Genomic DNA, 26,753 nt, shown 5'->3' with positions numbered 1-26,753 from the left:
AGTGGCATGAAGTGGGTTTTTTGAGCTCAAAACGCTAATATTTGGAGAAACGCTGACGTGTTTCGCGGAGCTAACGCTATCAGTCTCGACGCAAAGGGCCGTCTCGCTATGCCGAGCCGGTACCGTGACGAGCTCGTTTCGCGTAGTTCCGGTCAGTTAATCATCACAATCGATGCCGTTGATCCGTGTTTGTGTGTTTACCCCCTCGATGAGTGGGAAATTATTGAAACCAAACTGCGCGCACTGCCTTCGCTTCGCGAAGAGAACCGCCGCCTGCAACGTTTGCTGATTGGTAATGCCGTCGACCTCGAGCTCGACGGCAGTGGTCGTTTTCTGGTTCCGCCGCGTCTTCGTGAATATGCCAAGTTGGATAAGCGCGCGATGTTGGTAGGCCAACTGAACAAGTTCCAATTATGGGACGAGGATGCCTGGGATGCGGTTTCTGCCGCTGACCTGGCTGCTATTCAACAACCGGGCGCCATGCCTGATGAACTGCGTGATTTGATCCTGTGACTATTGATAGCGGCTTTAACCACATCACCGTACTGCTTGACGAAGCCGTGGAGGCTCTCGCCGTACGCCCTGATGGCTGCTATCTGGACGGTACGTTCGGGCGCGGCGGACACAGCAGGTTGATCCTTAGTCAGCTCGGTCCCGATGGTCGGATGCTCGGATTCGATAAAGACCCTCAAGCGATTGCCACCGGGCAAACGCTAGCGGCCGAAGACGGCCGCTTCGTCGTTGTACAGCGCAGCTTTGCCGAGCTCGGTTCGGAAGTCGCCGAACGGGGTCTGGACGGCAAGGTCAGCGGCGTTTTGCTCGACCTCGGCGTGTCTTCGCCGCAGCTCGACGACCCTGAGCGCGGCTTCAGTTTTCTCAATGATGGCCCGCTGGACATGCGCATGGACCCGTCCCGCGGGATCAGCGCTGCCGAATTCGTCAACACCGCGCCGGTGGAAGAAATCGCCCGGGTGTTCAAGGAATACGGCGAAGAACGTTTCTCCGGTCGCATGGCCCGTGCCGTGGCCGAGCGTCGCGACATCAAGCCGTTCGAGCGTACTGCCGATCTGGCTGAAGTCCTGAAAGTGGCCAACCCGGCGTGGGAAAAGGGCAAGAACCCGGCAACCCGTGCATTCCAGGGCTTGCGTATTCACGTCAACAACGAGCTGGGCGATCTGGAAGCCGGCCTCGAAGCCGCGATGGAATGCCTTGACGTCGGCGGCCGTCTGGTCGTCATCAGCTTCCACTCGCTGGAAGACCGCATCGTCAAACTGTTCATGCGCAAACTGGTGAAAGGCGAAGCCGACAACCTGCCACGCAATCTGCCGGTACGTCACGTCGCCTTCGAACCGAAAATCAAAGTCCATGGCAAAGCGCAGTCCGCCTCCGAGGCCGAACTCAAAGCCAACCCACGTTCCCGTAGCGCCGTCATGCGCGTCGCGGAGAAGCTGCGGTGAGCAAGCTTTTCGCCAAGCCACTTCCCGGCGGAAGCTTTTTCATGCTGCTGCTGTTTATTGGCGTGCTCGTGTCGGCCATCGGCGTTTCCTACAGCGCCCACTGGAACCGTCAGCTGTTGAATTCGCTGTACAACGAATTGAGCGTGCGTGACAAGGCGCAAGCGGAGTGGGGCCGTTTGATTCTCGAACAGAGCACCTGGACCGCTCACAGCCGTATCGAAGTCCTGGCGACCGAGCAACTGAAGATGCGTATTCCTGGCGCAGCTGAAGTGCAGATGGTGGCGCCATGATGAAACTCGAGGGCGCACTCTTTCCGTGGCGGTTCCGCCTGGTGCTGGGTTTGCTCGGCGTTATGGTCGCGGCGATTGCCTGGCGCATTATCGACCTGCAAGTAGTCGACCGTGCCTTCCTTAAAGGTCAGGGCGATGCGCGCAGCGTTCGTCATATTCCGATTCCGGCTCACCGTGGTCTGATCACTGACCGTAACGGCGAGCCTTTGGCCGTCAGTACGCCGGTCACCACGTTGTGGGCCAACGCCAAGGAAATGCAACTGGCCAAAGAAAAATGGCCAGCACTGGCGGCGGCGTTGGGTCAGGATCCGAAAGCCCTGACCGAACGTCTCGAAGCCCAAGCCAATAAAGAATTCATATACCTGGTGCGCGGGCTGACGCCTGAGCAAGGCCAGTCCGTGCTCGACCTGAAAGTGCCGGGCGTTTACGGCATCGAAGAATTCCGCCGTTTCTACCCGGCCGGTGAAGTCACCGCCCATATGGTCGGCTTCACCGACATCGATGACCATGGTCGAGAAGGTGTCGAGCTGGCTTATGACGAATGGCTGGCCGGTGTCCCCGGCAAGCGGCAGGTCATCAAGGACCGGCGCGGTCGACTTATCAAAGATGTTCAGGTGACCAAAAACGCCAAGGCCGGCAAGCCCTTGGCGTTGTCCATTGACCTGCGTCTGCAATATTTGGCCAACCGCGAACTGCGTAACGCGATCATCGAGAACGGCGCCAAGGCCGGCAGCCTGGTGATCATGGACGTGAAGACCGGCGAGATCCTCGCCATGGTCAACCAGCCGACCTACAACCCGAACAACCGTCGCAACCTGCAACCGGCGATGATGCGTAACCGCGCGATGATCGACGTGTTCGAACCGGGTTCGACCATGAAAGCCATCTCCATGAGCGCCGCGATTGAAACCGGCCGCTGGAAACCGACCGATACCGTCGAGGTGTACCCAGGCACGCTCCAAATCGGCAAATACACCATTCGCGACGTCTCCAAGACTGAAGGCCCGGTGCTCGACCTGACCGGCATTCTGATCAATTCCAGTAACGTCGGCATGAGTAAGGTCGCGTTTGATATCGGCGGCGAAACCATTTTCCGTCTGGCGCAGAAAGTCGGCCTCGGCCAGGACACCGGCCTGGGTTTCCCAGGCGAGCGTGTGGGCAACCTCCCTAACTACCGCGAATGGCGTAAGGCTGAAACCGCCACGCTGTCCTACGGTTACGGCATTTCCGTGACCGCGATCCAATTGGTCCACGCTTTCTCCGCGTTGGCGAACAACGGTCGCCTCGCGCCCCTGACCCTGATCAAAACCGACAATGCGCCGCAAACCACGCAAGTGCTGCCGGAAGCGGTGGCGAAAACCATGCAGACCATGCTGCAACAAGTGATCGAAGCGCCGCGCGGCGTGTTCCGTGCGCAAGTACCGGCGTATCACGTCGGCGGCAAATCCGGTACGGCGCGTAAAACCTCGGTCGGCACCAAAGGCTACGCCGAAAATTCTTATCGCTCGCTGTTCGCCGGCTTTGGCCCGATGAGCGATCCGCGTTACGCAATCGTTGTGGTCATCGATGAACCGACCAAGGCCGGTTACTACGGTGGTCTGATATCGGCGCCGGTGTTCAGCAAAGTGATGTCCGGGACCTTGCGCCTGATGAACGTCACGCCGGACAACCTGCCACCGGTGCAACAGGCCAACGCAATACCGGTCGTTCCGCTGAAAGCCAATGGAGGGCGCGGCTGATGTCTCTAAGTCTGAACAAAATTTTCGCCCACGCCGGCCGCGATCTGTTGATCCGTGAGCTGACCCTGGACAGCCGCAGCGTGCGGGCTGGCGATCTGTTTCTTGCCGTCCCTGGCGGCAAATTCGACGGTCGTTCGCACATTGCCGACGCCTTGCAGCGCGGTGCTGCCGCCGTCGCCTATGAAGTCGAAGGCGCCACGGTGTTGCCGATTACCGACGTGCCGTTGATCCCGGTCAAAGGTCTGGCGGCGCAGCTGTCGGACATCGCCGGGCGCTTTTACGGCGACCCGAGCCGCCACCTGAATCTGGTCGGCGTGACCGGCACCAATGGTAAAACCAGCGTGACCCAATTGGTCGCGCAAGCCTTGGATTTACTCGGCCAGCATTGCGGCATTGTCGGCACCTTGGGCACAGGTTTCTACGGCGCGCTGGAAAGCGGCCTGCACACCACGCCGAACCCGATCGCCGTGCAAGCGACCCTTGCTGACCTGAAAAAGGCCGGCGCTAAAGCGGTCGCCATGGAAGTCTCGTCTCACGGCCTGGACCAGGGTCGCGTGACCGCACTGGCGTTTGATGTGGCGGTGATGACCAACCTGTCCCGCGATCACCTGGATTACCACGGCACCATGCAAGCCTACGGCGAAGCCAAGTCGAAGCTGTTTGCCTGGAACGATTTGAAATGCCGGGTGGTCAATCTCGACGACGAATTCGGCCGGCAACTGGCCGCTGAAAAACGCGAGTCGCGGCTGATCACCTACAGCCTGGAAGATTCCAGCGCTTACCTTTATTGCCGTGAAGCGCAGTTCAATGACGAAGGCGTGCGCGCCACGTTGGTCACCCCTCAGGGCGAGCATCATCTGCGCAGCACCTTGCTCGGTCGCTTCAACCTGAGCAACGTGCTGGCCGCGGTCGGCGCCTTGCTTGGCCTGGACTACGCACTGGATGAAATCCTTAAAGTACTGCCAAAACTTGAAGGCCCTGCCGGACGCATGCAGCGCCTCGGCGGTGGCACTCAGCCGCTGGTCGTGGTCGATTACGCCCACACCCCGGATGCGCTGGAAAAAGTCTTGATGGCCCTGCGTCCTCACGCCAAAGGCCGGTTGCTGTGCCTGTTCGGTTGTGGCGGTGATCGCGATCGCGGCAAGCGTCCGTTGATGGCCGAAGTGGTCGAGCGTCTGGCTGACGGCGTGCTGGTGACCGATGACAACCCGCGTACCGAAGACCCGGCAGTGATCTTCGACGACATCCGCGCCGGTTTCACCGCTGTGGATAAAGTGACCTTCGTTGCTGGCCGTGGCCAGGCGATTGCCCAGTTGATCGCCAGTGCTTCGGCGGATGACGTGATCGTCCTGGCCGGTAAAGGTCACGAGGACTATCAGGAAATCAACGGCCAGCGTCACGATTTCTCCGACCTGGTCGAAGCTGATCACGCCCTCACTGCGTGGGAGGTGGCTCATGCTTAAAGCCTTGAAACTGAGCGAACTGACCGGCGCGCTGAATGCCCGCTTGATCACTGCCGATGCCAGCTTCGACGGTGTCAGCATCGACAGCCGTGCGATCAAACCCGGCCAACTCTTTATTGCCCTGACCGGTCCGCGTTTCGATGGTCATGACTATCTTAATGACGTTGCCGCAAAAGGCGCCGTAGCGGCGCTGGTCGAGCGTGAAGTCGTCGACAGCGCACTGCCGCAATTGCTGGTCAAAGATACCCGCCAGGCCCTCGGCCAACTGGGCGCGATGAACCGTGCTGCGTATACCAACCCGGTCGCGGCCATCACTGGCTCCAGCGGCAAAACCACGGTCAAGGAAATGCTCGCGAGCATCCTGCGCACCCGCGGTCCGGTGCTGGCGACCCGTGGCAACCTGAACAATGACCTCGGCGTTCCGCTGACCCTGCTCGAACTCGCGCCGGAACACACCGGCGCAGTCATCGAACTCGGTGCTTCGCGGCTCGGCGAAATTGCCTACACCGTCGGCATGACCAAACCTCATGTGGCTGTGCTCAACAACGCCGGCACCGCCCACGTCGGTGAGTTCGGCGGGCCGGAAAAAATCGTTGAAGCCAAGGGCGAGATTATTGAAGGGCTGGATGCCGATGGCGTCGCCGTTCTCAATCTGGACGACAAGGCGTTCGGTATCTGGAAGACCCGCGCGGCCGGTCGCAAAGTCCTGACTTTCGCCCTGAGCAATGTCAGCGCCGATTTCTACGCCAGCGATCTGGACCGTGACGCTCGCGGTTGCCCGGCGTTCAATCTGCACAGTCCTGAAGGTCTGGAACGCGTCCAACTGAACCTGCTCGGCACCCATAACGTTGCCAATGCGATGGCCGCCGCCGCTGCCGCTCATGCCTTGGGCGTGTCGCTGCTCGGCATCGCCACAGGCCTGGGCGCGGTGCAACCGGTCAAGGGACGCACCGTCGCGCAACTGGCCACCCATGGCATGCGCGTGATCGATGACACGTACAATGCGAACCCCACCTCGATGTGCGCCGCCGTTGATATTCTCGCCGGCTTTTCCGGCCGCACCGTTCTGGTGCTCGGAGATATTGGCGAGCTAGGCGATTGGGCGGAGCAGGGGCATCGCGATGTGGGCGAGTACGCCCGCGGCAAGGTTTGCGCGCTTTACGCCGTCGGGCCAATGATGGCTCACGCCGTGAACGCTTTCGGTCCGCAGGCTTTTCACTTCGTCACTCAGGCTGAGCTGATCAAGGCCCTGGGCGCCGAGCAAGACACAAACACCACCATTTTGATCAAGGGCTCGCGCAGCGCTGCGATGGAAAACATCGTCGCCGCTTTGTGCGGGACCCGCCTGGAGAAACATTAATGCTGCTGCTGCTAGCGGAGTATCTGCAACAGTTCTACAAAGGCTTCGCGGTCTTTCAGTACCTGACCCTGCGCGGGATTCTCGGTGTGCTGACCGCGTTGGTTTTGTCGCTGTGCTTTGGCCCGTGGATGATCCGCACTTTGCAGAAGCGTCAGATCGGTCAATCCGTTCGTAACGACGGTCCACAATCGCACTTGTCCAAGTCTGGCACCCCGACCATGGGCGGCGCGCTGATTCTTTCGTCCATCGGCGTCAGCACGTTGCTTTGGGCTGACCTGTCCAATCGTTACGTGTGGACCGTGCTGCTGGTGACCTTGTTGTTCGGCGCCATCGGCTGGGTCGACGATTACCGCAAAGTGATCGAGAAGAACTCCCGTGGCTTGCCGAGCCGCTGGAAGTATTTCTGGCAATCGGTGTTCGGCCTGGGCGCGGCGATCTTCCTTTATATGACCGCAGCAACACCGGTGGAAACCACCCTGATCCTGCCGATGCTCAAGGACCACAGCATTGCGCTGGGCGCAGGTTTCATCGTCCTGACGTACTTCGTGATCGTCGGCTCGAGCAACGCGGTCAACCTGACCGACGGCCTCGACGGTCTGGCGATTATGCCCACCGTAATGGTCGGCGGCGGGTTGGGGATCTTCTGCTACCTCTCGGGTAACGTGAAATTTGCTGAATACCTGCTGATCCCGTATGTACCGGGCGCAGGCGAGTTGATCGTGTTCTGCGGCGCCTTGATCGGCGCGGGCCTCGGGTTTCTCTGGTTCAACACGTATCCGGCTCAGGTGTTCATGGGCGACGTCGGCGCACTGGCGCTGGGCGCGGCCCTGGGCACCATCGCGGTGATCGTCCGTCAGGAAATCGTCCTGTTCATCATGGGCGGTGTGTTCGTGATGGAGACCCTGTCAGTCGTCATTCAAGTTGCTTCCTTTAAGCTCACCGGTCGCCGTGTGTTCCGCATGGCACCGATTCACCACCACTTTGAACTCAAGGGCTGGCCCGAGCCACGTGTGATCGTCCGTTTCTGGATCATCACCGTGATTCTCGTGTTGGTTGGCCTTGCCACCCTGAAGCTGAGGTAGAACGAGTGTCTCTGATCGCTTCTGACCACTTCCGCATCGTTGTCGGCCTCGGCAAGAGCGGCATGTCCCTGGTTCGCTTCCTGGCGAACCGGGGCACGTCGTTTGCTGTCGCCGATACGCGGGAAAATCCACCGGAACTGGCCACGCTCAAGCGTGACTATCCGCACGTGGAAGTGCGTTGTGGCGAGCTGGACGTCGAGTTCCTGTGCCGCGCCGACGAGCTCTACGTGAGCCCCGGCCTCGCGCTGGCGACCCCGGCCCTGCAGGCCGCCGCCCTCCGTGGCGTGAAATTGTCCGGGGACATCGAGCTGTTCGCGCGTAACGCGAAAGCGCCGATTGTCGCCATCAGCGGTTCCAACGCGAAAAGCACCGTCACCACGTTGGTGGGCGAGATGGCTGCAGCGGCCGGCAAGCGTGTCGCCGTCGGCGGCAACCTCGGTACGCCGGCGCTGGACCTGCTCAGCGACGACGTCGAGTTGTACGTGATGGAATTGTCGAGCTTCCAGCTCGAAACCACCGATCAACTGAACGCCGAAGTGGCGACCGTGCTCAACGTCAGCGAAGACCACATGGACCGCTACAGCGGTCTGCCGGCCTATCACCTGGCCAAGCACCGGATCTTCCGTGGTGCGAAGCAATTTGTGGTCAACCGTCAGGATGCCCTGAGCCGTCCGCTGATGGGCGAAGGTCAGCCATGCTGGACGTTCGGTTTGAGCAAACCTGATTTCAAGGCATTCGGTATTCGCGAAGAAGACGGCGAGAAGTACCTGGCCTTCGAGTTCCAGAACCTGATGCCGGTGCGCGAGTTGAAAATTCGCGGCGCCCATAACCAGTCCAACGCCCTGGCGGCATTGGCCCTGGGCCATGCTGTTGGCTTGCCGTTCGACGCCATGCTGTCGAGCCTGCGTACTTTCTCCGGGCTTGAGCATCGCTGCCAATGGGTCCGCGACCTGAATGGCGTGGGCTACTACAACGATTCCAAAGCCACCAACGTCGGCGCCGCACTGGCTGCCATCGAAGGCCTGGGCGCGGACATCGACGGCAAGCTCGTGCTGATCGCCGGTGGCGATGGCAAGGGTGCCGAGTTCAAGGACCTGCGTGATCCGGTCGCGGTTAACTGCCGCGCCGTGGTGCTGATGGGTCGCGACTCCGAGCTGATCGCTCAGGCCATCGGCGATGCCGTGCCACTGATTCGCGTCAACTCGCTGGACGAAGCCGTCGCGCAATGCCGCGCCATCGCTGAACCGGGCGACGCGGTGCTGCTGTCGCCAGCCTGCGCCAGTTTCGACATGTTCAAGAATTACGAAGACCGTGGTCACCAGTTCGTCCGCGCTGTGGAGGATCTGGCATGAGCCTGAGAAATATCATCAAGCCATACCCGTCGCCGATCATCACCGGGCGCGGTATCGACCTCGACTTCCCGATGCTCGCCGGCTGCCTGGCATTGATCGGCCTCGGGCTGGTCATGATTGCATCGGCATCGACCGAAGTAGCAGCGGTGCAGTCGGGCAGTGCCCTGTATTACATGATTCGCCACCTTATCTACGTGATGCTGGGCCTTGGTGCCTGCATTGTCACCATGATGATTCCGATCGCCACCTGGCAACGCCTGGGCTGGCTGATGCTGATGGGTGCGTTCGGTTTGCTGGTGATGGTAATCATCCCGGGGATAGGCCGTGAAGTGAACGGTTCGATGCGCTGGATCGGCTTCAGCTTCTTCAACGTCCAGCCTTCCGAGATCGCCAAGGTGTTCGTGGTGATCTACCTCGCCGGTTATCTGGTGCGTCGCCAGAAAGAAGTGCGTGAAAGCTGGATGGGCTTCTTCAAGCCGTTCATTGTTTTGCTGCCGATGGCGGGTCTGTTGCTGATGGAACCGGATTTTGGTGCCACCGTCGTGATGATGGGGGCTGCGGCGGCGATGCTGTTCCTCGGCGGGGTCGGGCTGTTCCGTTTTTCCCTGATGGTTATCCTCGCGGTCGGGGCCGTGGTGTTGCTGATTCAAATGCAGCCGTATCGAATGGCGCGCTTGACCAACTTTGCGGATCCGTGGGCCGACCAGTTCGGTGCTGGCTACCAATTGTCTCAAGCATTGATCGCTTTTGGTCGCGGGGAATGGCTGGGCGTAGGCCTGGGCAACAGCGTACAGAAACAGTTCTACCTGCCGGAAGCCCACACCGACTTCGTGTTCTCGGTCCTGGCCGAGGAGCTGGGTGCCGTGGGTTCCTTGTGCACGGTAGCGCTGTTCGTCTTTGTTTGTGTGCGTGGCATGTACATCGGCTATTGGGCCGAGAAGGCCAAGCAATTCTTCGCCGCCTACATCGCGTACGGCCTGTCGTTCCTGTGGATTGGTCAGTTCCTGATCAACATCGGGGTGAACGTCGGCCTGCTGCCGACCAAAGGTCTGACCCTGCCGTTTCTCAGTTATGGCGGTAGTTCGTTGGTGATCTGCTGTGCCTGTCTCGGCTTGCTGCTGCGTATCGAGTGGGAAAGTCGAACCCACTTGGGCAGTGAAGAGATGGAGTTCCATGAGAGCGACTTCGCCGAGGAGCCGACCCATGGGCGCTAACGTATTGATCATGGCGGGCGGCACCGGTGGCCACGTGTTCCCGGCGCTGGCGTGTGCCCGCGAATTCCAGGCCCGTGGTTACACCGTGCATTGGCTCGGGACACCGCGTGGCATCGAGAACGATCTGGTGCCGATGGCCGGAATCGAGCTGCATCGGATCAATGCCAGCGGTTTGCGCGGCAAGGGCAAGCTGTCCTTGCTCAAGGCACCGCTCATGTTGCTCAAGTCGATCTGGCAGGCGCGGGCGATCATTCGTCAGCTGCGGCCAGTCTGTGTGGTTGGCTTTGGTGGTTATGTAACCGGTCCTGGTGGCGTTGCAGCCAAACTGGCCGGCGTGCCGGTGATCGTTCATGAGCAGAACGCCGTGGCCGGTACCGCCAATCGGTTGCTGGTGCCGTTGGCCGCCCGAGTCTGTGAAGCGTTCCCCGACACCTTTACCCTGTCGGACAGCCGTCGGACCACCGGTAACCCGGTGCGCACCGAGCTGTTCCTCGAAACACCGCGACAGGCTCTGGCCGGTCGCAAGGCGCGTTTGCTGATCCTGGGCGGAAGCCTGGGCGCAGAGCCGTTGAACAAGTTGCTGCCTGAAGCCCTGTCGCAAGTCGCCCCCGAGCTGCGCCCGGAAGTGTTTCATCAGTCCGGCAAAAACCACGATGAAGTGACTGCAGAGCGCTATCGCGCGGCTGGCGTCGAGGCGCAAGTGCAGCCTTTCATCAAAGACATGGCCCAAGCCTATGGCTGGGCCGACCTGGTGGTGTGCCGCGCAGGCGCGCTGACCATCAGTGAACTGGCTGCCGCCGGTCTGCCCTCGATGCTGGTGCCTTTGCCCCATGCGATCGACGATCACCAGACCCGCAACGCCGATTATTTGGCCCGTGAAGGCGCTGCCTTCCTGATGCCGCAAAGAACGACTGGCGCAGCGGATCTTGCCGCACGCCTGACAGAGGTCCTGATGCAACCACAACGACTGACCGACATGGCCACCGCCGCACGCCGCTTGGCCAAACCCGATGCAACCCGTAACGTGGTCGATACCTGTCTGGAGGTGGCCCATGGTTGAGAATCAGAAAGCCATGCCGCAGCCGGAAATGCGCCGTATCCGTAAAATCCACTTCGTCGGGATCGGCGGCGTGGGCATGTGTGGCATCGCCGAAGTGTTGTTGAACCTGGGCTATAAAGTGTCCGGTTCCGACCTGAAAGCTTCGCCGGTGACCGAGCGTCTCGAGTCCTTCGGTGCCCAGATCTTTATCGGCCACCGTGCCGAGAACGCCGCGACCGCCGATGTGCTGGTCACCTCCAGTGCCGTGAACACGTCCAACCCGGAAGTCGCCACCGCCCTGGAGCGCCGCATTCCGGTGGTGCCGCGAGCCGAAATGCTCGCCGAGCTGATGCGCTACCGCCATGGCATCGCCGTCGCCGGTACCCATGGCAAAACCACCACCACCAGTCTGATCGCTTCGGTGTTTGCCGCCGGTGGCCTGGACCCGACATTCGTCATCGGTGGCCGTCTGAATGCCGCGGGCACCAATGCCCAACTCGGCACCAGCCGTTACCTGATCGCCGAAGCCGACGAAAGCGATGCGAGCTTCCTGCATTTGCAGCCGCTGGTGGCCGTGGTCACCAACATCGACGCCGATCACATGGCGACCTACGACGGTGACTTCAACAAACTGAAGAAAACCTTCGTCGAGTTCCTGCACAACCTGCCGTTCTACGGTCTGGCGGTGGTGTGCCTGGACGATCCGGTGGTGCGTGAAATCCTGCCGCTGGTGAAGCGCCCGACGGTCACTTACGGCTTCGGCGACGACTGCGATGTGCGTGCGATCAATGTCCGTCAGCAGGGCATGCAGACCTTCTTCACCGTGCTGCGTCCTGATCGCGATCCGCTGGATGTCTCGGTGAACATGCCGGGTAACCACAACGTGTTGAACGCACTGGCAACCATCTGCATCGCCACCGACGAGGGCGTCAGCGATGAAGCCATTGTCCAGGGTCTGTCCGGGTTCCAGGGTGTCGGCCGACGCTTCCAGGTCTACGGCGAACTGCCGGTAGAGGGCGGCAATGTGATGCTGGTCGACGACTACGGTCACCACCCGACCGAAGTCGCCGCGGTCATCAAAGCCGTACGCGGTGGCTGGCCGGAACGCCGTCTGGTGATGGTCTACCAGCCGCACCGTTACAGCCGGACCCGCGACCTGTACGACGATTTTGTCAATGTATTGGCCGACGCCAACGTTCTGCTGCTGATGGAAGTCTACCCGGCCGGTGAAGAACCGATCCCGGGCGCCGACAGCCGCAAGTTGTGCAACAGCATCCGTCAGCGCGGTCAGCTCGACCCGATCTACATCGAGCGCGGTGTCGACCTCGCGCCAATCGTCAAACCGCTGCTGCGTGCCGGCGACATCCTGCTGTGCCAGGGCGCCGGTGATATCGGCGGTCTCGCCCCGAAACTGTTGAAAAGTCCGTTGTTCGCAGGCGCCGTTGCCGCGCCAAGCGTGGGGAAGTTGAAATGACTGCTGCTTACGCCAACCTCGTCTCCACACTCGCGCCGAAAGACTTCGGTCGCGTCGCCGTGCTGTTCGGCGGCAAGAGTGCCGAGCGTGAGGTGTCCCTGAAATCGGGTAACGCGGTTCTCGACGCGCTGCTAAGCGCCGGTGTGGACGCGTTTGGTCTCGACGTGGGCGATGACCTTTTGCAGCGTCTGCTGAACGAAAAAATCGACCGCGCCTTCATCATCCTCCACGGTCGTGGCGGTGAAGACGGCAGCATGCAGGGCCTGCTCGAATGCCTGGGTATTCCGTACACCGGCAGCGGCATTCTGGCTTCGGCGCTGGCCATGGACAAACTGCGCACCAAACAGGTCTGGCACAGCCTCGGTATTCCGACGCCACGCCACGCGGTACTGAGCTCTGAGGCCGATTGTATTTCGGCAGCGACGGAACTGGGCTTCCCTTTGATCGTCAAACCGGCCCATGAAGGTTCAAGTATCGGGATGGCCAAAGTGTCTTCAGCGCTTGAGTTGATCGACGCGTGGAAAGCGGCCAGTACCTACGATTCGCAAGTGTTGGTCGAGCAATGGATTCAAGGTCCGGAGTTCACCATCGCCACCCTGCGTGACCAGGTGTTGCCACCGATTGCCCTGGGCACGACGCACAGTTTCTACGACTACGACGCCAAGTACGTGGCTTGCGATACCCAGTACCGGATCCCGTGTGGTCTCGACAGCAGCAAAGAAAAAGAACTGATGGACCTCACGGCGAAAGCCTGTGAGGCGCTGGGTATCGCCGGTTGGGGCAGGGCAGACGTGATGCAGGACGCCGACGGGCAGTTCTGGTTCCTGGAAGTCAATACCGCGCCGGGCATGACCGACCACAGTCTGGTGCCGATGGCGGCCCGTGCTGCCGGTCTGGATTTCCAGCAACTGGTTCTGGCGATTTTGGCGGCCAGCATTGCCGGCAACGCTGCCGGTCACCAAGAGCCGCGAGGTTAAGACCATGCAAGGCGCCCAGCTGAGACATCAGCCCCCCGCACCGACCGGCCGCAAGCCGGTGCCGCGGGGTGCCAGCCGAATGGTGGCCAAAGAGCCGATGTCCGCGCGCCTGCCGAAAGCCAATTTTGGTTTTCTGAAAAGCCTGTTCTGGCCAGTGCTGCTGGTAGCGCTGGGTTTCGGCACTTACGAAGGCGCGCAGCGTTTGTTGCCATACGCCGACCGGCCGATCACCAAGATCAACGTGCAGGGCGATTTGAGTTACATCAGCCAGCAAGCGGTGCAGCAGCGGATCGCCCCGTACGTGGCGTCGAGCTTCTTCACCATCGATCTTGCGGGCATGCGTACCGAGCTTGAAACGATGCCATGGATTGCCCACGCCGAAGTGCGGCGGGTGTGGCCGGATCAAGTGGTGATCCGCCTGGAAGAACAACTGCCGGTGGCCCGTTGGGGCGACGAAGCGCTGTTGAACAACCAGGGTCAGGCGTTTACCCCGCGTGAGCTGGCGAACTACGAACACTTGCCACAGCTGTTCGGCCCACAACGGGCTCAGCAGCAGGTAATGCAGCAATACCAGGTGCTGAGCCAGATGCTCAGGCCGATGGGCTTCTCGATTGCACGTCTGGAGTTGCGTGAACGAGGCAGCTGGTTCCTGACCACTGGCGCCGGCAGCGCGGGCCCAGGAATCGAACTGCTGCTGGGACGCGGCAAGCTGGTGGAAAAGATGCGCCGCTTCATTGCCATCTACGACAAGACGCTTAAAGAACAGATTACGAACATTGCGCGCATCGATCTGCGCTACGCCAACGGCCTCGTTGTTGGCTGGCGGGAACCTGTAGCGCCCACGGCAGCCCAACCCGCTGTCGCGAAGAATTAAGAAGAGGCAGGACCCATGGCAAACGTGCAAAGCGGCAAAATGATCGTCGGTCTCGATATCGGCACCTCCAAGGTGGTGGCGCTGGTCGGCGAGGTCTCGGACGACGGCACGCTGGAAATCGTCGGGATCGGTACCCATCCGTCCCGTGGCCTGAAGAAAGGCGTGGTGGTGAACATTGAGTCCACCGTGCAATCGATCCAGCGCGCGATCGAAGAGGCGCAGCTGATGGCCGGTTGCCGCATTCACTCGGCGTTCGTCGGCGTGGCCGGCAATCACATCCGCAGCCTGAACTCCCACGGCATCGTGGCGATTCGTGATCGCGAAGTCAGCTCCGCCGACCTTGAGCGCGTTCTCGACGCCGCCCAGGCCGTAGCGATCCCGGCTGACCAGCGCGTGCTGCACACCTTGCCGCAGGATTACGTGATCGATAACCAGGAAGGCGTTCGTGAGCCGCTGGGCATGTCCGGCGTACGACTGGAAGCCAAGGTTCACGTGGTCACCTGCGCCGTCAACGCCGCACAGAACATTGAAAAATGTGTGCGTCGCTGCGGCCTGGAAATCGACGACATCATTCTCGAGCAGCTGGCTTCCGCGTATTCGGTCCTGACCGACGACGAGAAAGAGCTGGGCGTGTGCCTGGTGGACATCGGCGGCGGCACCACCGATATCGCGATCTTCACCGAAGGCGCGATCCGTCACACCGCGGTGATCCCGATTGCGGGCGATCAGGTGACCAACGACATCGCCATGGCGTTGCGCACCCCGACCCAGTACGCCGAAGAAATCAAGATTCGCTACGCCTGCGCCTTGGCCAAACTGGCCGGTGCCGGTGAAACCATCAAGGTTCCAAGTGTCGGCGACCGTCCACCGCGCGAGCTGTCTCGTCAGGCCCTGGCCGAAGTGGTCGAGCCGCGTTACGACGAGCTGTTCACGCTGATCCAGGCCGAGCTGCGTCGCAGCGGCTACGAAGACCTGATCCCGGCCGGCATCGTGCTGACCGGCGGTACGTCGAAGATGGAAGGCGCGGTCGAGCTGGCCGAAGAGATCTTCCACATGCCGGTCCGCCTGGGCGTGCCGCATGGCGTCAAGGGCCTGGACGATGTGGTTCGCAACCCGATTTATTCCACCGGCGTTGGCCTGTTGATGTACGGCCTGCAGAAGCAGTCCGACGGGATTTCGTTCTCGGGCATCAGCAGCCGCGACAGTTACAGCAATGAAGAACCGAAAGTCGCCTTGCTCGATCGCTTCAAGAGCTGGGTACAAGGCAACTTCTAAAGATTTACCGCAGCACCGTTGTAGATACAGGCAGTAGGCGAAAAAACTAGAGAACGTAAAGGAGAGGGAAAATGTTCGAACTCGTAGACAACATCCCCGCAAGCCCGGTAATTAAAGTTATCGGTGTTGGCGGAGGCGGCGGCAACGCCGTCAACCACATGGTCAAGAGCAACATTGAAGGCGTTGAATTCATCTGCGCCAACACTGATGCCCAGGCGCTGAAAAGTATCGGCGCGCGGACCATCCTGCAACTGGGCACCGGCGTGACCAAAGGTCTCGGCGCTGGCGCCAACCCTGAAGTAGGTCGTCAGGCCGCTCTCGAAGATCGTGAGCGCATTGCCGAAGTCCTGCAGGGCACCAATATGGTGTTCATCACCACTGGCATGGGCGGTGGTACCGGTACCGGTGCTGCGCCGATCATTGCTGAAGTGGCCAAGGAAATGGGGATTCTCACCGTTGCGGTGGTGACCCGTCCGTTCCCGTTCGAAGGCCGCAAGCGCATGCAGATCGCCGACGAGGGTATCCGTCTGCTGTCTGAAAGCGTCGACTCGTTGATCACCATTCCCAACGAGAAGCTGCTGACCATCCTTGGCAAGGACGCAAGCCTGCTGTCCGCATTCGCCAAGGCCGACGATGTATTGGCCGGTGCCGTTCGCGGTATCTCCGACATCATCAAGCGTCCGGGCATGATCAACGTCGACTTTGCCGACGTACGGACCGTGATGAGCGAAATGGGCATGGCGATGATGGGCACTGGCTGCGCCACCGGTCCGAACCGTGCACGTGAGGCCACCGAAGCGGCCATTCGCAACCCACTGCTGGAAGACGTGAACCTGCAAGGTGCACGCGGCATCCTGGTGAATATCACCGCCGGTCCTGACCTGTCCCTGGGTGAGTACTCCGACGTGGGTAGCATCATCGAAGCCTTTGCTTCCGAACACGCGATGGTCAAGGTCGGTACCGTTATCGATCCGGACATGCGCGACGAGCTGCACGTGACTGTGGTTGCCACCGGTCTGGGCGCGAAAATCGAGAAACCTGTGAAGGTCATCGACAATACCGTTCATACCTCCATGGCTTCCCAGCCACAACAACAAGCCCCTGCACGTCAGGAACAGCCAGCGGTAAACTACCGTGACCTGGACCGTCCGACCGTCATGCGCAACCAGGCTCAGGCCGGTGCTGCGACTGCCGCGAAGATGAATCCGCAAGATGATCTGGACTACCTGGACATCCCGGCTTTCCTGCGTCGTCAGGCTGATTGATGGAATGTATCAGGGCTATGAAGGTGATTGGTGTTCAGCAAAGGCCTGGTCTGCTATTATCGCCAGCCTTTGTTGATACCAGTTCGCAATTTGCGCTGAAGCGGCCCAAGCCATGATTAAACAACGCACACTGAAAAATATTATCCGTGCTACAGGTGTAGGCCTGCACTCCGGGGAGAAGGTATACCTGACCCTCAAGCCCGCACCTATCGACACCGGCATTGTGTTTGTTCGTGCCGACCTCGACCCTGTGGTGCAGATTCCTGCCCGCGCGGAAAACGTTGGTGAAACCACGATGTCGACCACGTTGGTCAGTGGTGACACCAAAGTGGATACGGTGGAGCACTTGCTCTCGGCCATGGCTGGCCTGGGCATCGATAACGCCTACGTCGAGCTCTCCGCGTCCGAAGTTCCGATCATGGATGGTAGCGCTGGACCCTTCGTATTTCTGATTCAGTCGGCTGGCCTGGAAGAACAGGACGCCGCCAAGAAGTTCATCCGGATCCTGCGGGAAGTGACAGTGGAAGACGGCGACAAGCGCGCCACTTTCGTCCCTTTCGAAGGCTTCAAAGTGAGCTTCGAGATCGATTTCGATCACCCGGTTTTCCGTGACCGCACACAAAGTGCAAGCGTGGATTTTTCCAGCACTTCGTTCGTAAAAGAAGTCAGCCGCGCCCGTACCTTTGGTTTCATGAGTGACATCGAGTACCTGCGCAAGCACAACCTCGCACTCGGCGGCAGCGTTGAAAACGCTATTGTGGTCGACGCTGATGGTGTACTGAACGAAGACGGCCTTCGCTATGAAGACGAATTCGTGAAGCACAAGATCCTCGATGCAATTGGTGACCTCTACCTGTTGGGCAATAGCCTGATTGGTGAGTTCAGGGGCTTCAAGTCCGGACATGCATTGAACAACCAGCTGCTGCGCAAGTTGATTGAGCAGACAGATGCTTGGGAAGTCGTGACTTTCGATGACGCCAGCACAGCACCGATCTCTTACATGCGCCCTGTTGCGGCCGTGTAAGTAAAAAACCTCTCTAGTTTTTTAAAGGCTGCCTTCGGGTGGCCTTTTTTTATACCTGATCGTTCCCACGTCGAGGCGTCGAACCGTCTGCGTGGGAACGATCATCCTGCGACCACCCGGTTACGCCCACGTTCCTTGGCCTGATACAACGCCTTGTCCGCTGCGAACAGCAGTTGTTCCAAGCTGATCTCGGCAGCTGTGGTCCATGTACTGATACCGATACTGACAGTAATCGGCGACTCGGCACCCGCCACCAGCGGTAATTGCTCCACTGTCGCACGGATGTGTTCGGCAATCTGCTGCGCTCCCTGGCTGTCGGTTTCCGCGAGAATTACCGAAAACTCCTCGCCGCCGTAACGGGCGACCAAATCCGCTGGTCGCCTCACATTGGCGGAGATCACCTTGGCCAAAGAGCGCAAGGCATCATCGCCACCCTGATGCCCATGACGATCGTTGAACGCCTTGAAGTGGTCGGCATCAATCATCAGCAGCGACAACGGCTGGCCGGAACGTTGAGCGCGGAACCACTCATGACGCAGGACCTGATCCAGCGTTCGGCGGTTGGCCAGGCCGGTCAAGGCATCGGTGGCTGCCAGTTCCGCCAGGTCCTGCTCGGCGTGATGGCGCAGGCGCAATTCCCGGCTGAGCAACCAGGTCAGCCAGAGCAGGCTGACGCACAGCGCAAGGGTCGCAACGCTGACCACCACCGCCGTGCGCTTCCACGACGCAAACACTTCATCACTGGAGAGTGCGACGATGACGATCAACGGCAAATTGCCCACCTTGGAGAAGGTGTACAGGCGTTTGTCCGGGGAGCGGCTTGAAATACTGGTGAAGCTACCGTTACCTTCTTTGACGATGCGCTGGAAGTTCGGACGGTTGCTGAAGTCTTTGCCAATCAGCTCTTCGGCCAGGCGGGGCTCCTGGGCCAGAAGAATACCGTCCGAGCTGATCAGGTTGACCGAGCTGTCGCGACCGATGCTCAAGCTGTTGAACAACTGATCGAAGTAACTCAAACGCATGGCCGCTTCAGCTACGCCGAGAAATTCGCCACGTGTACCGCTGATCCGGCGGCTGAAACTGATACGCCATTCATGTTCGGCCTGTCTGGACCGGAAGGGCCGACTGATTAACATGCCTGGGTCCGGGTTGTTGACGTGGGTCTGGAAGTATTCACGGTCCGCGAAATTACCTTGGCGTGGCTCCACCGACGCCGAGTCGGCGACCACCTCTCCACGCGCATCGAGCAACAAAATGTCGCCCTTGTACGGCGCAGCGGTGGCTCGGTCGAACAAGGCCAAATGGCGAATGACGGGAGAAACGGTCTTGAGGTCGTCGCGGCGTGAGGCGGCGATCAAGCCTTGCAAGGACAGGTCATAGAGTTCGACGTTGCGCAGCACGTCTGCGTCGATCAGTTGCACAATATTGGTTGCTGCGCGAGTGGCAGACTGTTCAGCATTGGCGCGTTCGCGAATGAGCAGGAACGCCACGATGCTCAATATCGCAATTACCAACAGCAAACTGCTGAGAACCAGAAACCGCTCCGACCGCGTCGACCGGACCGGTGGGTGAGATGTTGCGCTGCTCACACTCATGGTTCTGACTTCTGCTAATGAGGCGTTATGAACGTTTTTTGCAAGAATCGGGCAGAATCCCAGAAACCGTTTTCGTTCGGAGCGCCTGTATAAATCCCGGATAAAAAAAAGGCCAGCAAAACGTGCTGGCCTTTTACTTATTGAAGCTTAGAAGACATTGAGCGGGTAGTCGACGATCACCCCGTATTCATCAGACCGCCGTCGAGCTTGGGCCCGCGCATGCCTGTCGTCCGCTTGCTGCAGCGATTGCGTTCCATGTAGTTCGTTTAAAACCACAACGAAAAAAAGCCGCTGATAGCAGCGGCTTTGAAGACAACATTTCAAAGGGAAGAGCCGATGAAAAGTGTCGAGGGAAACAGAGCGATACTTAACAATCAGCTGTCTTTCTCAACCCGTGGCTGGGCTTGAGTGTCGACGCTTGAGGGGTTTGCGCAGCTTCCTGAGCCTTGGCCGTCATTTCGCTCTGATACTGCTCGAGCGCAGCAGCTCGTGCGGATTGTTGCGCGACGAACGCCTGCGACTCTTCAGCGATGGCGAACGGTGACAGGAACAAAGAGGACAAAACGAAAGCGCTGGCAATACCCATAGTGTTGGACATCTTAAAACCTTCTTGCTTGGCAAGTGCTGTTTGGTGCGGCAACGATAAGGGGGTTTGGAGAAGGGAAAAAGAGCGGATTGGTGAAAGGACTGTTGCGGTTAAGGCAACAGTTGGCCGCGGATCGTTCCCACACTCTGCGTGGGAATGCCTCAACGGACGCTCCGCGTTCGGCTTGGGATGGGGCGCGAAGCGTCCCTGGCTGCATTTTCACGCGGAGCGTGGGAACGATCATTTGGCGGGGTTAAACCGGGAGGTGGATGCCGAAGGTATTCATCCCATGATCACTGCGCACAAACACATCCCCCCCATGCATCAACGCAATCGCCTTGACGATCGCCAGCCCCAGCCCATGGTTGTTCCCACTGTTGCTGCGCGATGCATCCACCCGATAAAAACGCTCAAACAATCGCGGCAAATGCTCGCTGGCAATCGGCGCCCCAGGGTTCGCAACCCCGATGCTGACTTGATGCTCCTCCACTTCGATCCGCACCTGAATCACCTGCCCGGGCTCGGTGTGCTGCACTGCGTTGCTCAGAAGGTTGATCAACGCCCGGCGCAAATGCGCGATCTCGATTCGCACCTGAGCATCGCCACTCACCTGCACCTGAACCTGTGCGTCTTCAAGAATGAAATCCAGATACTCCAGGGTCGTCGCCACTTCATCCGCCAGCGAGGTGGAGGTCAGTTTGGTGGCCTTGCTGCCCTGATCCGCGCTGGCAAGAAACAGCATGTCATTAATGATCGAGCGCAGTCGCTCTAGCTCTTCAAGGTTCGATTGCAGCACTTCAAAATAGTGTTCGGCGGATCGTCCGCGAGTCAGCGCCACCTGGGTCTGGCCGATCAGGTTGGTCAGCGGCGAGCGCAGCTCATGGGCCACGTCCGCATTGAACGACTCAAGGCGCGAATAAGCCTGTTCAACCCGCTCCAGTGTCGAGTTAAACGAATTGGCGAACTGATTCAGTTCCGGCGGCAGCGGCGATAATTGCAGGCGACCGGACAACAACGGCGGTGCCAGCCGCTGGGCTTCCTGGGACAATTTGATCAGCGGCTTGAGGCCGATCCGCGCCACCCAGTAACCGAGCGCTGAGGCCAACAACACACCGATGATCGCCAGGCTGATCAGGGCAATCAGCAAATGGTGCTGAGTCTGCAAAAACGTCTCGGTGTCGATGCCGATCATGAAGCGCAGCGGTGGACGTTGATCCTTGGCCGGGAACTGACTGACCAGTACTTTGAGTGGATAAGATTGATTCGGCAGCTGCAAGTTGCGCATGCCCAGCGGCCCTTCGGCGAAGGCGCGGATCTGCGGCGTCAGGTTGCCGTATTCGTAGTGCGGATCGCCGCTGATGATCCAGAAGCTGATGCGTTTGTCTTCCTCACCGAGCAGCTTGAGCTTGTTATTGATCTTCACCCGATGCTCAGGTGTGTCATATCGGCCGACCGTGGATTCGAGCACGCTGTAACGTGCGTCCAGTTCAGCCTCGGGCAGCAAACCCAGACCTTTATCGACCTGTTGATACAGCGCCCAACCAATCAACAGAAACACCAAAAGCGCCACCAGCGTGAACATCCCGCTCAGGCGCAGCGCAATCGAGTTACTGGACACCGCGGCTCTCCAGCACACAACCCATGCCACGAATCGTGTGCAGCAGTTTCTCGTCGAACGGCCCGTCGAGTTTAGCGCGCAGGCGTTTGATCGCGACTTCGACGACGTTCGCATCGCTGTCGAAATTGATGTCCCAGACCAATTCGGCGATGGCGGTTTTCGAAAGAATTTCACCCTGACGGCGGGCCAATACGCTCAGCAGCGAGAACTCCTTGGCGGTCAGGTCCAGGCGGGTGCCGGCGCGGGTGGCTTTGCGGCTGATCAAATCTATCCACAGGTCGGCGATGCTCACCTGCACCGGTTCGTGACCGCCGCTGCGGCGGGTCAGCGCTTGCAGGCGCGCCACCAGTTCGAGAAAGGAAAACGGTTTGCCAAGGTAATCGTCGGCGCCATCGCGCAGGCCTTTGATGCGATCTTCTACACGCTCGCGGGCGGTGAGCATGATCACCGGAGTTTGCTTGCGCGCACGCAAGGCGCGCAACACACCGAAGCCGTCGAGGCCCGGCAGCATGACGTCGAGGACGATCACCGCGTAGTCGCTTTCCAGCGCCAGGTGCAGGCCTTCGACGCCTTCGCGCGCCAGGTCCACGGTGTAACCCTGTTCCGTCAGACCGCGGTGCAGATAATCTGCGGTTTTTTCTTCGTCTTCGATAATCAGAACGCGCATGACCCCGCCTCAGTCTGTGGTCGCCAACGTCGGCACGGGCGCTGATGCTGGTGGGAGAGTGTGCCGATGGAATAGCCGCTCAAGCCACAAGTATATGACCGGAGTGGTGAACAGCGTCAGTGCCTGGCTCACCAGCAAGCCGCCGACCACCGCGATCCCCAAGGGTTGGCGCAGTTCGGCGCCGGTGCCGTAGCCGAGCATTAACGGCAGCGCGCCGAGCAGTGCGGCGAGGGTGGTCATGATGATCGGCCGAAACCGCGTGATACAGGCCTCATAAATCGCTTCTTCCGGCGGCAAACCACGATTGCGCTGAGCGTCGAGGGCGAAGTCGATCATCAGGATGCCGTTTTTCTTCACGATCCCGATCAGCAGCACCAACCCGATCAGCGCCATGATCGAAAAGTCCTGCCCGCACATCCACAACATGATCACCGCACCGAGCCCGGCGGAGGGCAGCGTCGAGATGATGGTCAACGGATGGACGAAGCTCTCGTAGAGCACGCCGAGAATGATGTACACCGCCACCAGCGCCGCCAGGATCAACCACGGTTGGCTGGCCAGCGAACTCTGGAACGCCTGGGCCGCGCCCTGGAAGTTACCACTCATGGCCGCCGGCATGCCGATTTCAGCCTTGGCCTGGTTGAGCATGATCACCGCATCGCCCAACGCCACACCGGGCGCCAGGTTGAACGACAGGTTGGCGGCCGGGAACATGCCGTCATGGGCGATGGACAACGGACCCACGGTCGGCGCATCGAATTTCGCCAGCGCCGACAGCGGCACCATTTCCCCGCTCAGGGGCGAGCGCAGGTAGAAATAGTTGAGGCTTTCAGCCTTGCCACGCTGTTGGGTGTCCAGTTCCAGAATCACGTTGTACTGGTTGATCTGAGTCTGGAATTCATTGATCTGGCGCTGGCCAAAGGCGTCGTACAGCGCTTCGTCGACGTCGCTGGCGGTGAGGCCGAAACGCGCGGCAGCGCTGCGGTCGATGCTGATGTGGGTGATGCTGCCGCCCAATTGCAGGTCGTTGGAAATGTCACGGAACGCCGGGTTACTGCGCAGTTTTTCCGTGAGGCGCTGGGTCCAGGTGCTTAGAGTCGCGCCGTCGTTGCTCTTGAGGACATATTGATACTGGGCGCGGCTTGGGCCGGAGCTGAGGTTGATGTCTTGCCCGGCGCGCAGGTACAGCACGATACCCGGGACCTTCATCAGTTGCGGACGAATCCGGTCAATGAACTGGCTGGCTGACACGTCGCGGTCACCGCGCTTTTTCAGGGAGATCCAGAAGCGGCCGTTGGCGATGGTCTGGTTGCTGCCGGAGACGCCCACCGAGTGGGAAAAGGCTTGAACCGCCGGATCCGCCGCGACGATTTCGGCCATCGCCAGGTGTTTTTTCACCATGTCGCCGTAGGAAATATCGGCGGCTGCTTCGGTGGTGCCAAGGACGAAACCGGTGTCCTGCACCGGGAAGAAGCCCTTCGGAATAAAGATGTAACCGGCGATGGCCAGAACGAGCGACAGACCGAACACACCGATCATCAACTTCTGGTGGGCGAGGGCGCGGCGCAGGCCTTTCTCGTACCACGCCAGCAAGCGCTCGCCGGAACCCGGTTTGTCGTGGGGGTTATGCACCGGTGCGCGCATGAACAGCGCGGCGAGCGTCGGCGCCAAGGTCAGGGACACCACCACCGAAATCATGATGGTCGAGGTGGCAGTCAACGCGAATTCCTTGAACAACCGCCCGACGACACCGCCCATGAACAGCAGCGGAATGAACGCCGCCACCAGCGAGAAGCTGATGGAGACCACGGTAAAACCAATCTCGCCGGCGCCTTTGATCGCCGCCTCGCGCATGCCGTCGCCGGCCTCCAGGTGACGGTGAATGTTCTCCACCACCACGATCGCATCGTCGACCACAAACCCCACGGCCACCACGATCGCTACCAGCGTCAGGTTGTTCAGGCTGAAGCCCATGATGTACATCAGGGCGAAACTGGCGATCAACGACACACCGAGCACCGCGGTTACGATCAAGGTCGCCGACAGTTGGCGCAGGAACATTGCCATCACCGCGACCACCAGCATGATTGCGATCAGCAGGGTCATTTCGACTTCATGCAGCGACGCGCGAATGGTCTGGGTGCGGTCGACCAGTACGTTGACCTGCACTGAGGCTGGCAGCATGGCTTCCAGGCCGGGCAGCGCTGCCTGAATGCGATCCACGGTCTCGACGATGTTCGCCCCTGGCTGCCGGGAAATCACCAGGTTCACCCCTGGCCGATCACCCGCCCAAGCCTGGACGTAGGCATCTTCTGAACCGTTGACGACTTTCGCCACATCCTTGAGATGAACTGGTGCGCCGTCCTGGTAGGAAACGATGAGTTCGCCGTATTCCTCAGGGTGGAACAACTGGTCGTTGGTCGACAGGGTCGAGATGCTCGACTCACCGTACAACGCGCCTTTGGCCAGGTTGAGGCTGGTTTGCTGGATCGCCAGACGAATGTCCGACAGCGTCAGACCGATGGCCGCCAGTTTGTCGGCCGAGGCCTGTACGCGGATCGCCGGACGTTGCTGACCGGTGACGTTGATTTGTCCTACGCCGTCGATCTGACTGATCTGACGGGCGAGCAGGGTTTCCACCAAGTCGCTGAGTTCGGTGCCGGGCAGCTGGGTCGAGTTGACGCTGAGGATCAGCACCGGGCTGTCGGCCGGGTTGACCTTCCTCCAGGTCGGCAGGGTTGGCATGTCCTCGGGCAGCTTGCCGGCGGCGGTGTTGATGGCTGCCTGCACTTCCTGAGCGGCGGTGTCGATGCTTTTGTCGAGGGTGAATTGCAGGGTCAGGTTGGTCGAGCCGAGGGCGCTGCTCGAGGTCATTTGGGTCACGCCCGGGATGGCGCTGAATTGCACTTCTAGCGGCGTGGCCACCGACGACGCCATGGTTTCCGGACTGGCACCGGGCAATTGCGCGGCGACCTGGATGGTGGGGAATTCGGCTTCCGGCAACGGGGCGATGGGCAGGCGCGGGAAAGCGATGACACCGAGCAGCACCAGCGCAAAGGTCAGCAGAATCGTCGCCACCGGATGGTCGATGCACCAGGCAGAGATCGAGCCATGACCCTTCATGGTTTCGGCTCCGATTTGACCACTTGCGCCGGGTCAGTCAGTACCTGGACGGTCGAGCCCGGTTTGAGTCGCGACTGGCCGTCGCTGACCAATATGTCGCCAGGCTTCACGCCTTTGATGATGTCCTGGCCGCCGCCCTGATAAACCATCTGCACTTGCACGGTCTCGACCTTGTCGCCGTTGACCCGGTAGACGAAATGTTGATCGAGCCCGCGTTGTACGACCGTGGGCGGCACCACCAGCGCATCTTTATCCAGGGCTGTCTGAATCTTTACCGTCACCAGCAGGCCCGGCCAGAGTTTCTGCCCGGGGTTGTCGAATTCAGCCTTGGCGCGGATGGTCCCGGTGTTGGCGTTGATTTGGTTGTCGATCAGGGTCAAATGACCTTCGCCGAGCAGATTGCCGGTTTCGCCGTCAGTGTCGGCGCCGATGTAGGCTTTCACTTGTGCGCGTTGTGGGTCGCCGATCAGACCCTGCAGGGTCGGCAGCATTTGTTGTGGCAGGGAGAACTCCACGGCGATCGGGTCGATCTGGGTCACCGTGAATAGCCCTTGGGCGTCGGTCATGCGCAGGAAGTTGCCTTCATCCACCGTGCGAATACCGACACGACCGGTGACCGGAGAACGAATCTGTGTGTAGGAAAGCTGCACCTGAGCGGCGTCGATCGACGCTTGGTTGCCTTGGGCGGTGGCTTTGAGTTGATTGACCAAGGCTTGTTGCTGGTCGTAGGTCTGCTTGGAAACGCCGTCATCGACGCTCAACAGTTTGTAGCGTTTGAGGTTGACCAGCGCGACGTGCAGCTGCGCCTGGCTTTCGCCGAGTTGCGCCTGGGCCTGGTCGAGGCTGGCGCGGACCGAGCGGGCGTCGATGGTGGCCAGCAGGTCGCCTTTGATCACTCGTTGGCCTTCCTTGACCAGCAATTGGGTGAGGATGCCGTCGATCTGCGGGCGCACCACAACGCTGTGCAAGGACAGCGCCGAGCCGATGCCGCTGACGTAGCGGGGGACGTCTTTTTCGGTGACGCTGACGACCCGCACGGGGATGGCGGTAGGGGCGGCGAGTTTTGTCGTGACGGGTTTGGTGACGTACCACAGGCCCAGCGCTGCCAGAACGATCAGAAGGGCTGCGAGCAGGGCGGGCTTTTTCTGAATTCGCATGCGAGTGAGACGCCGGGGCTGGGGGTCGGAGTTTTTTCTGGCTGATACCTTCCTTTATAAACCTGTTCGCCGGTCAGGAAGGTGACGGGTAACTGACGGCGCTGTCAGTTTGGGAGTTGTGA

At 60.1% G+C, this 26,753-nt stretch carries 21 protein-coding genes and 1 pseudogene; 16 read left to right on the top strand and 6 right to left on the bottom strand.

The annotated features are described in order from the left end of the window. Positions 1–57 precede the first annotated feature (57 nt). From mraZ to lpxC, 16 genes are all read left to right on the top strand, one after another. Complete coding sequence (gene mraZ / locus ACYZTR_RS23295) at positions 58–513, top strand: division/cell wall cluster transcriptional repressor MraZ (RefSeq protein WP_201120587.1); 456 nt, start codon at positions 58–60, stop codon at positions 511–513. Then, entirely contained in the window at positions 510–1,457 is a 948-nt protein-coding gene (rsmH, locus tag ACYZTR_RS23290) for a 16S rRNA (cytosine(1402)-N(4))-methyltransferase RsmH (protein ID WP_461974188.1), read from the top strand. Before mraZ ends, rsmH begins: the two co-directional genes overlap by 4 nt. Next, entirely contained in the window at positions 1,454–1,747 is a 294-nt protein-coding gene (gene ftsL, locus ACYZTR_RS23285) for a cell division protein FtsL (protein ID WP_003205353.1), read from the top strand. Before rsmH ends, ftsL begins: the two co-directional genes overlap by 4 nt. Further along, positions 1,747–3,486 (top strand): peptidoglycan D,D-transpeptidase FtsI family protein, encoded by a 1,740-nt coding sequence (locus tag ACYZTR_RS23280; protein ID WP_461979848.1) that lies wholly within the window; start codon positions 1,747–1,749, stop codon positions 3,484–3,486. The genes ftsL and ACYZTR_RS23280 overlap by 1 nt, the downstream gene beginning before the upstream one ends. Beyond that, entirely contained in the window at positions 3,486–4,949 is a 1,464-nt protein-coding gene (locus ACYZTR_RS23275; RefSeq protein ID WP_461974186.1) for a UDP-N-acetylmuramoyl-L-alanyl-D-glutamate--2,6-diaminopimelate ligase, read from the top strand. The genes ACYZTR_RS23280 and ACYZTR_RS23275 overlap by 1 nt, the downstream gene beginning before the upstream one ends. Further along, entirely contained in the window at positions 4,942–6,309 is a 1,368-nt protein-coding gene (locus ACYZTR_RS23270; RefSeq protein ID WP_461974185.1) for a UDP-N-acetylmuramoyl-tripeptide--D-alanyl-D-alanine ligase, read from the top strand. The genes ACYZTR_RS23275 and ACYZTR_RS23270 overlap by 8 nt, the downstream gene beginning before the upstream one ends. Next, positions 6,309–7,391, top strand: coding sequence for a phospho-N-acetylmuramoyl-pentapeptide-transferase (mraY, locus tag ACYZTR_RS23265; RefSeq protein ID WP_461974183.1), 1,083 nt, complete (start codon positions 6,309–6,311; stop codon positions 7,389–7,391). Before ACYZTR_RS23270 ends, mraY begins: the two co-directional genes overlap by 1 nt. A 5-nt stretch (positions 7,392–7,396) precedes the next feature. Next, on the top strand, positions 7,397–8,743 hold the full coding sequence (murD, locus tag ACYZTR_RS23260; RefSeq protein ID WP_461974181.1) for a UDP-N-acetylmuramoyl-L-alanine--D-glutamate ligase: 1,347 nt from the start codon (positions 7,397–7,399) through the stop codon (positions 8,741–8,743). After that, on the top strand, positions 8,740–9,957 hold the full coding sequence (ftsW, locus tag ACYZTR_RS23255; RefSeq protein ID WP_461974179.1) for a putative lipid II flippase FtsW: 1,218 nt from the start codon (positions 8,740–8,742) through the stop codon (positions 9,955–9,957). The genes murD and ftsW overlap by 4 nt, the downstream gene beginning before the upstream one ends. After that, positions 9,947–11,017, top strand: coding sequence for an undecaprenyldiphospho-muramoylpentapeptide beta-N-acetylglucosaminyltransferase (gene murG / locus ACYZTR_RS23250; protein WP_461974177.1), 1,071 nt, complete (start codon positions 9,947–9,949; stop codon positions 11,015–11,017). The genes ftsW and murG overlap by 11 nt, the downstream gene beginning before the upstream one ends. Continuing rightward, the gene (murC, locus tag ACYZTR_RS23245) at positions 11,010–12,470 is read left to right on the top strand and encodes a UDP-N-acetylmuramate--L-alanine ligase (protein WP_461974175.1); all 1,461 of its coding nucleotides are present in this window, start codon (positions 11,010–11,012) and stop codon (positions 12,468–12,470) included. Before murG ends, murC begins: the two co-directional genes overlap by 8 nt. Beyond that, positions 12,467–13,447 (top strand): D-alanine--D-alanine ligase, encoded by a 981-nt coding sequence (locus ACYZTR_RS23240; protein ID WP_461974173.1) that lies wholly within the window; start codon positions 12,467–12,469, stop codon positions 13,445–13,447. Before murC ends, ACYZTR_RS23240 begins: the two co-directional genes overlap by 4 nt. Before the next feature lie 4 nt (positions 13,448–13,451). Further along, positions 13,452–14,321: a cell division protein FtsQ/DivIB gene (locus ACYZTR_RS23235; RefSeq protein ID WP_461974171.1), complete on the top strand. Its 870-nt coding sequence runs from the start codon at positions 13,452–13,454 to the stop codon at positions 14,319–14,321. Between the two features lie 15 nt (positions 14,322–14,336). Then, positions 14,337–15,596 (top strand): cell division protein FtsA, encoded by a 1,260-nt coding sequence (ftsA, locus tag ACYZTR_RS23230; protein WP_033061341.1) that lies wholly within the window; start codon positions 14,337–14,339, stop codon positions 15,594–15,596. Between the two features lie 71 nt (positions 15,597–15,667). Beyond that, on the top strand, positions 15,668–16,861 hold the full coding sequence (gene ftsZ / locus ACYZTR_RS23225; protein ID WP_461974169.1) for a cell division protein FtsZ: 1,194 nt from the start codon (positions 15,668–15,670) through the stop codon (positions 16,859–16,861). Between the two features lie 112 nt (positions 16,862–16,973). Next, positions 16,974–17,885, top strand: coding sequence for a UDP-3-O-acyl-N-acetylglucosamine deacetylase (gene lpxC, locus ACYZTR_RS23220; RefSeq protein ID WP_282379021.1), 912 nt, complete (start codon positions 16,974–16,976; stop codon positions 17,883–17,885). Between the two features lie 101 nt (positions 17,886–17,986). Here the strand turns inward: lpxC and ACYZTR_RS23215 are convergent, their stop codons facing one another. The 6 genes and pseudogenes from ACYZTR_RS23215 to ACYZTR_RS23190 all read right to left on the bottom strand — a co-directional run bounded on the left by ACYZTR_RS23215 (position 17,987) and on the right by ACYZTR_RS23190 (position 26,631). Then, positions 17,987–19,480, bottom strand: coding sequence for a diguanylate cyclase (locus ACYZTR_RS23215; protein WP_461974166.1), 1,494 nt, complete (start codon positions 19,478–19,480; stop codon positions 17,987–17,989). Between the two features lie 374 nt (positions 19,481–19,854). Further along, a pseudogene (locus tag ACYZTR_RS23210) lies at positions 19,855–20,078 on the bottom strand (hypothetical protein). Between the two features lie 241 nt (positions 20,079–20,319). After that, entirely contained in the window at positions 20,320–21,684 is a 1,365-nt protein-coding gene (locus ACYZTR_RS23205) for a heavy metal sensor histidine kinase (protein ID WP_461974164.1), read from the bottom strand. Beyond that, positions 21,674–22,351, bottom strand: a complete 678-nt coding sequence (locus ACYZTR_RS23200) for a heavy metal response regulator transcription factor (protein WP_461974162.1) — start codon at positions 22,349–22,351, stop codon at positions 21,674–21,676. The genes ACYZTR_RS23205 and ACYZTR_RS23200 overlap by 11 nt, the downstream gene beginning before the upstream one ends. A gap of 9 nt (positions 22,352–22,360) precedes the next feature. Continuing rightward, a complete protein-coding gene (locus ACYZTR_RS23195) occupies positions 22,361–25,474 on the bottom strand; it encodes a multidrug efflux RND transporter permease subunit (protein WP_461974160.1) in 3,114 nt (1,037 codons plus the stop codon). Next, positions 25,471–26,631: an efflux RND transporter periplasmic adaptor subunit gene (locus ACYZTR_RS23190; RefSeq protein ID WP_461974158.1), complete on the bottom strand. Its 1,161-nt coding sequence runs from the start codon at positions 26,629–26,631 to the stop codon at positions 25,471–25,473. Before ACYZTR_RS23190 ends, ACYZTR_RS23195 begins: the two co-directional genes overlap by 4 nt. Positions 26,632–26,753 lie beyond the last annotated feature (122 nt).

This window comes from Pseudomonas sp. Hz4 (genome assembly GCF_054898165.1).
The sequence above is the reverse complement of the archived record's forward strand: the minus strand, read 5'-3'. Positions and strand labels throughout refer to the sequence as shown.

Bases quoted from the DNA above. Each gene is read 5' to 3' on its own strand.
- ACYZTR_RS23280 (WP_461979848.1), top strand. From the start codon at position 1,747: ATGAAACTCGAGGGCGCACTCTTTCCGTGGCGGTTCCGCCTGGTGCTG.
- ACYZTR_RS23275 (WP_461974186.1), top strand. From the start codon at position 3,486: ATGTCTCTAAGTCTGAACAAAATTTTCGCCCACGCCGGCCGCGATCTG.
- ACYZTR_RS23270 (WP_461974185.1), top strand. From the start codon at position 4,942: ATGCTTAAAGCCTTGAAACTGAGCGAACTGACCGGCGCGCTGAATGCC.
- mraY (WP_461974183.1), top strand. From the start codon at position 6,309: ATGCTGCTGCTGCTAGCGGAGTATCTGCAACAGTTCTACAAAGGCTTC.
- ftsW (WP_461974179.1), top strand. From the start codon at position 8,740: ATGAGCCTGAGAAATATCATCAAGCCATACCCGTCGCCGATCATCACC.
- murG (WP_461974177.1), top strand. From the start codon at position 9,947: ATGGGCGCTAACGTATTGATCATGGCGGGCGGCACCGGTGGCCACGTG.
- murC (WP_461974175.1), top strand. From the start codon at position 11,010: ATGGTTGAGAATCAGAAAGCCATGCCGCAGCCGGAAATGCGCCGTATC.
- ACYZTR_RS23240 (WP_461974173.1), top strand. From the start codon at position 12,467: ATGACTGCTGCTTACGCCAACCTCGTCTCCACACTCGCGCCGAAAGAC.
- ACYZTR_RS23235 (WP_461974171.1), top strand. From the start codon at position 13,452: ATGCAAGGCGCCCAGCTGAGACATCAGCCCCCCGCACCGACCGGCCGC.
- ftsA (WP_033061341.1), top strand. From the start codon at position 14,337: ATGGCAAACGTGCAAAGCGGCAAAATGATCGTCGGTCTCGATATCGGC.
- ftsZ (WP_461974169.1), top strand. From the start codon at position 15,668: ATGTTCGAACTCGTAGACAACATCCCCGCAAGCCCGGTAATTAAAGTT.
- lpxC (WP_282379021.1), top strand. From the start codon at position 16,974: ATGATTAAACAACGCACACTGAAAAATATTATCCGTGCTACAGGTGTA.
- ACYZTR_RS23215 (WP_461974166.1), bottom strand. From the start codon at position 19,480: ATGAGTGTGAGCAGCGCAACATCTCACCCACCGGTCCGGTCGACGCGG.
- ACYZTR_RS23200 (WP_461974162.1), bottom strand. From the start codon at position 22,351: ATGCGCGTTCTGATTATCGAAGACGAAGAAAAAACCGCAGATTATCTG.
- ACYZTR_RS23195 (WP_461974160.1), bottom strand. From the start codon at position 25,474: ATGAAGGGTCATGGCTCGATCTCTGCCTGGTGCATCGACCATCCGGTG.
- ACYZTR_RS23190 (WP_461974158.1), bottom strand. From the start codon at position 26,631: ATGCGAATTCAGAAAAAGCCCGCCCTGCTCGCAGCCCTTCTGATCGTT.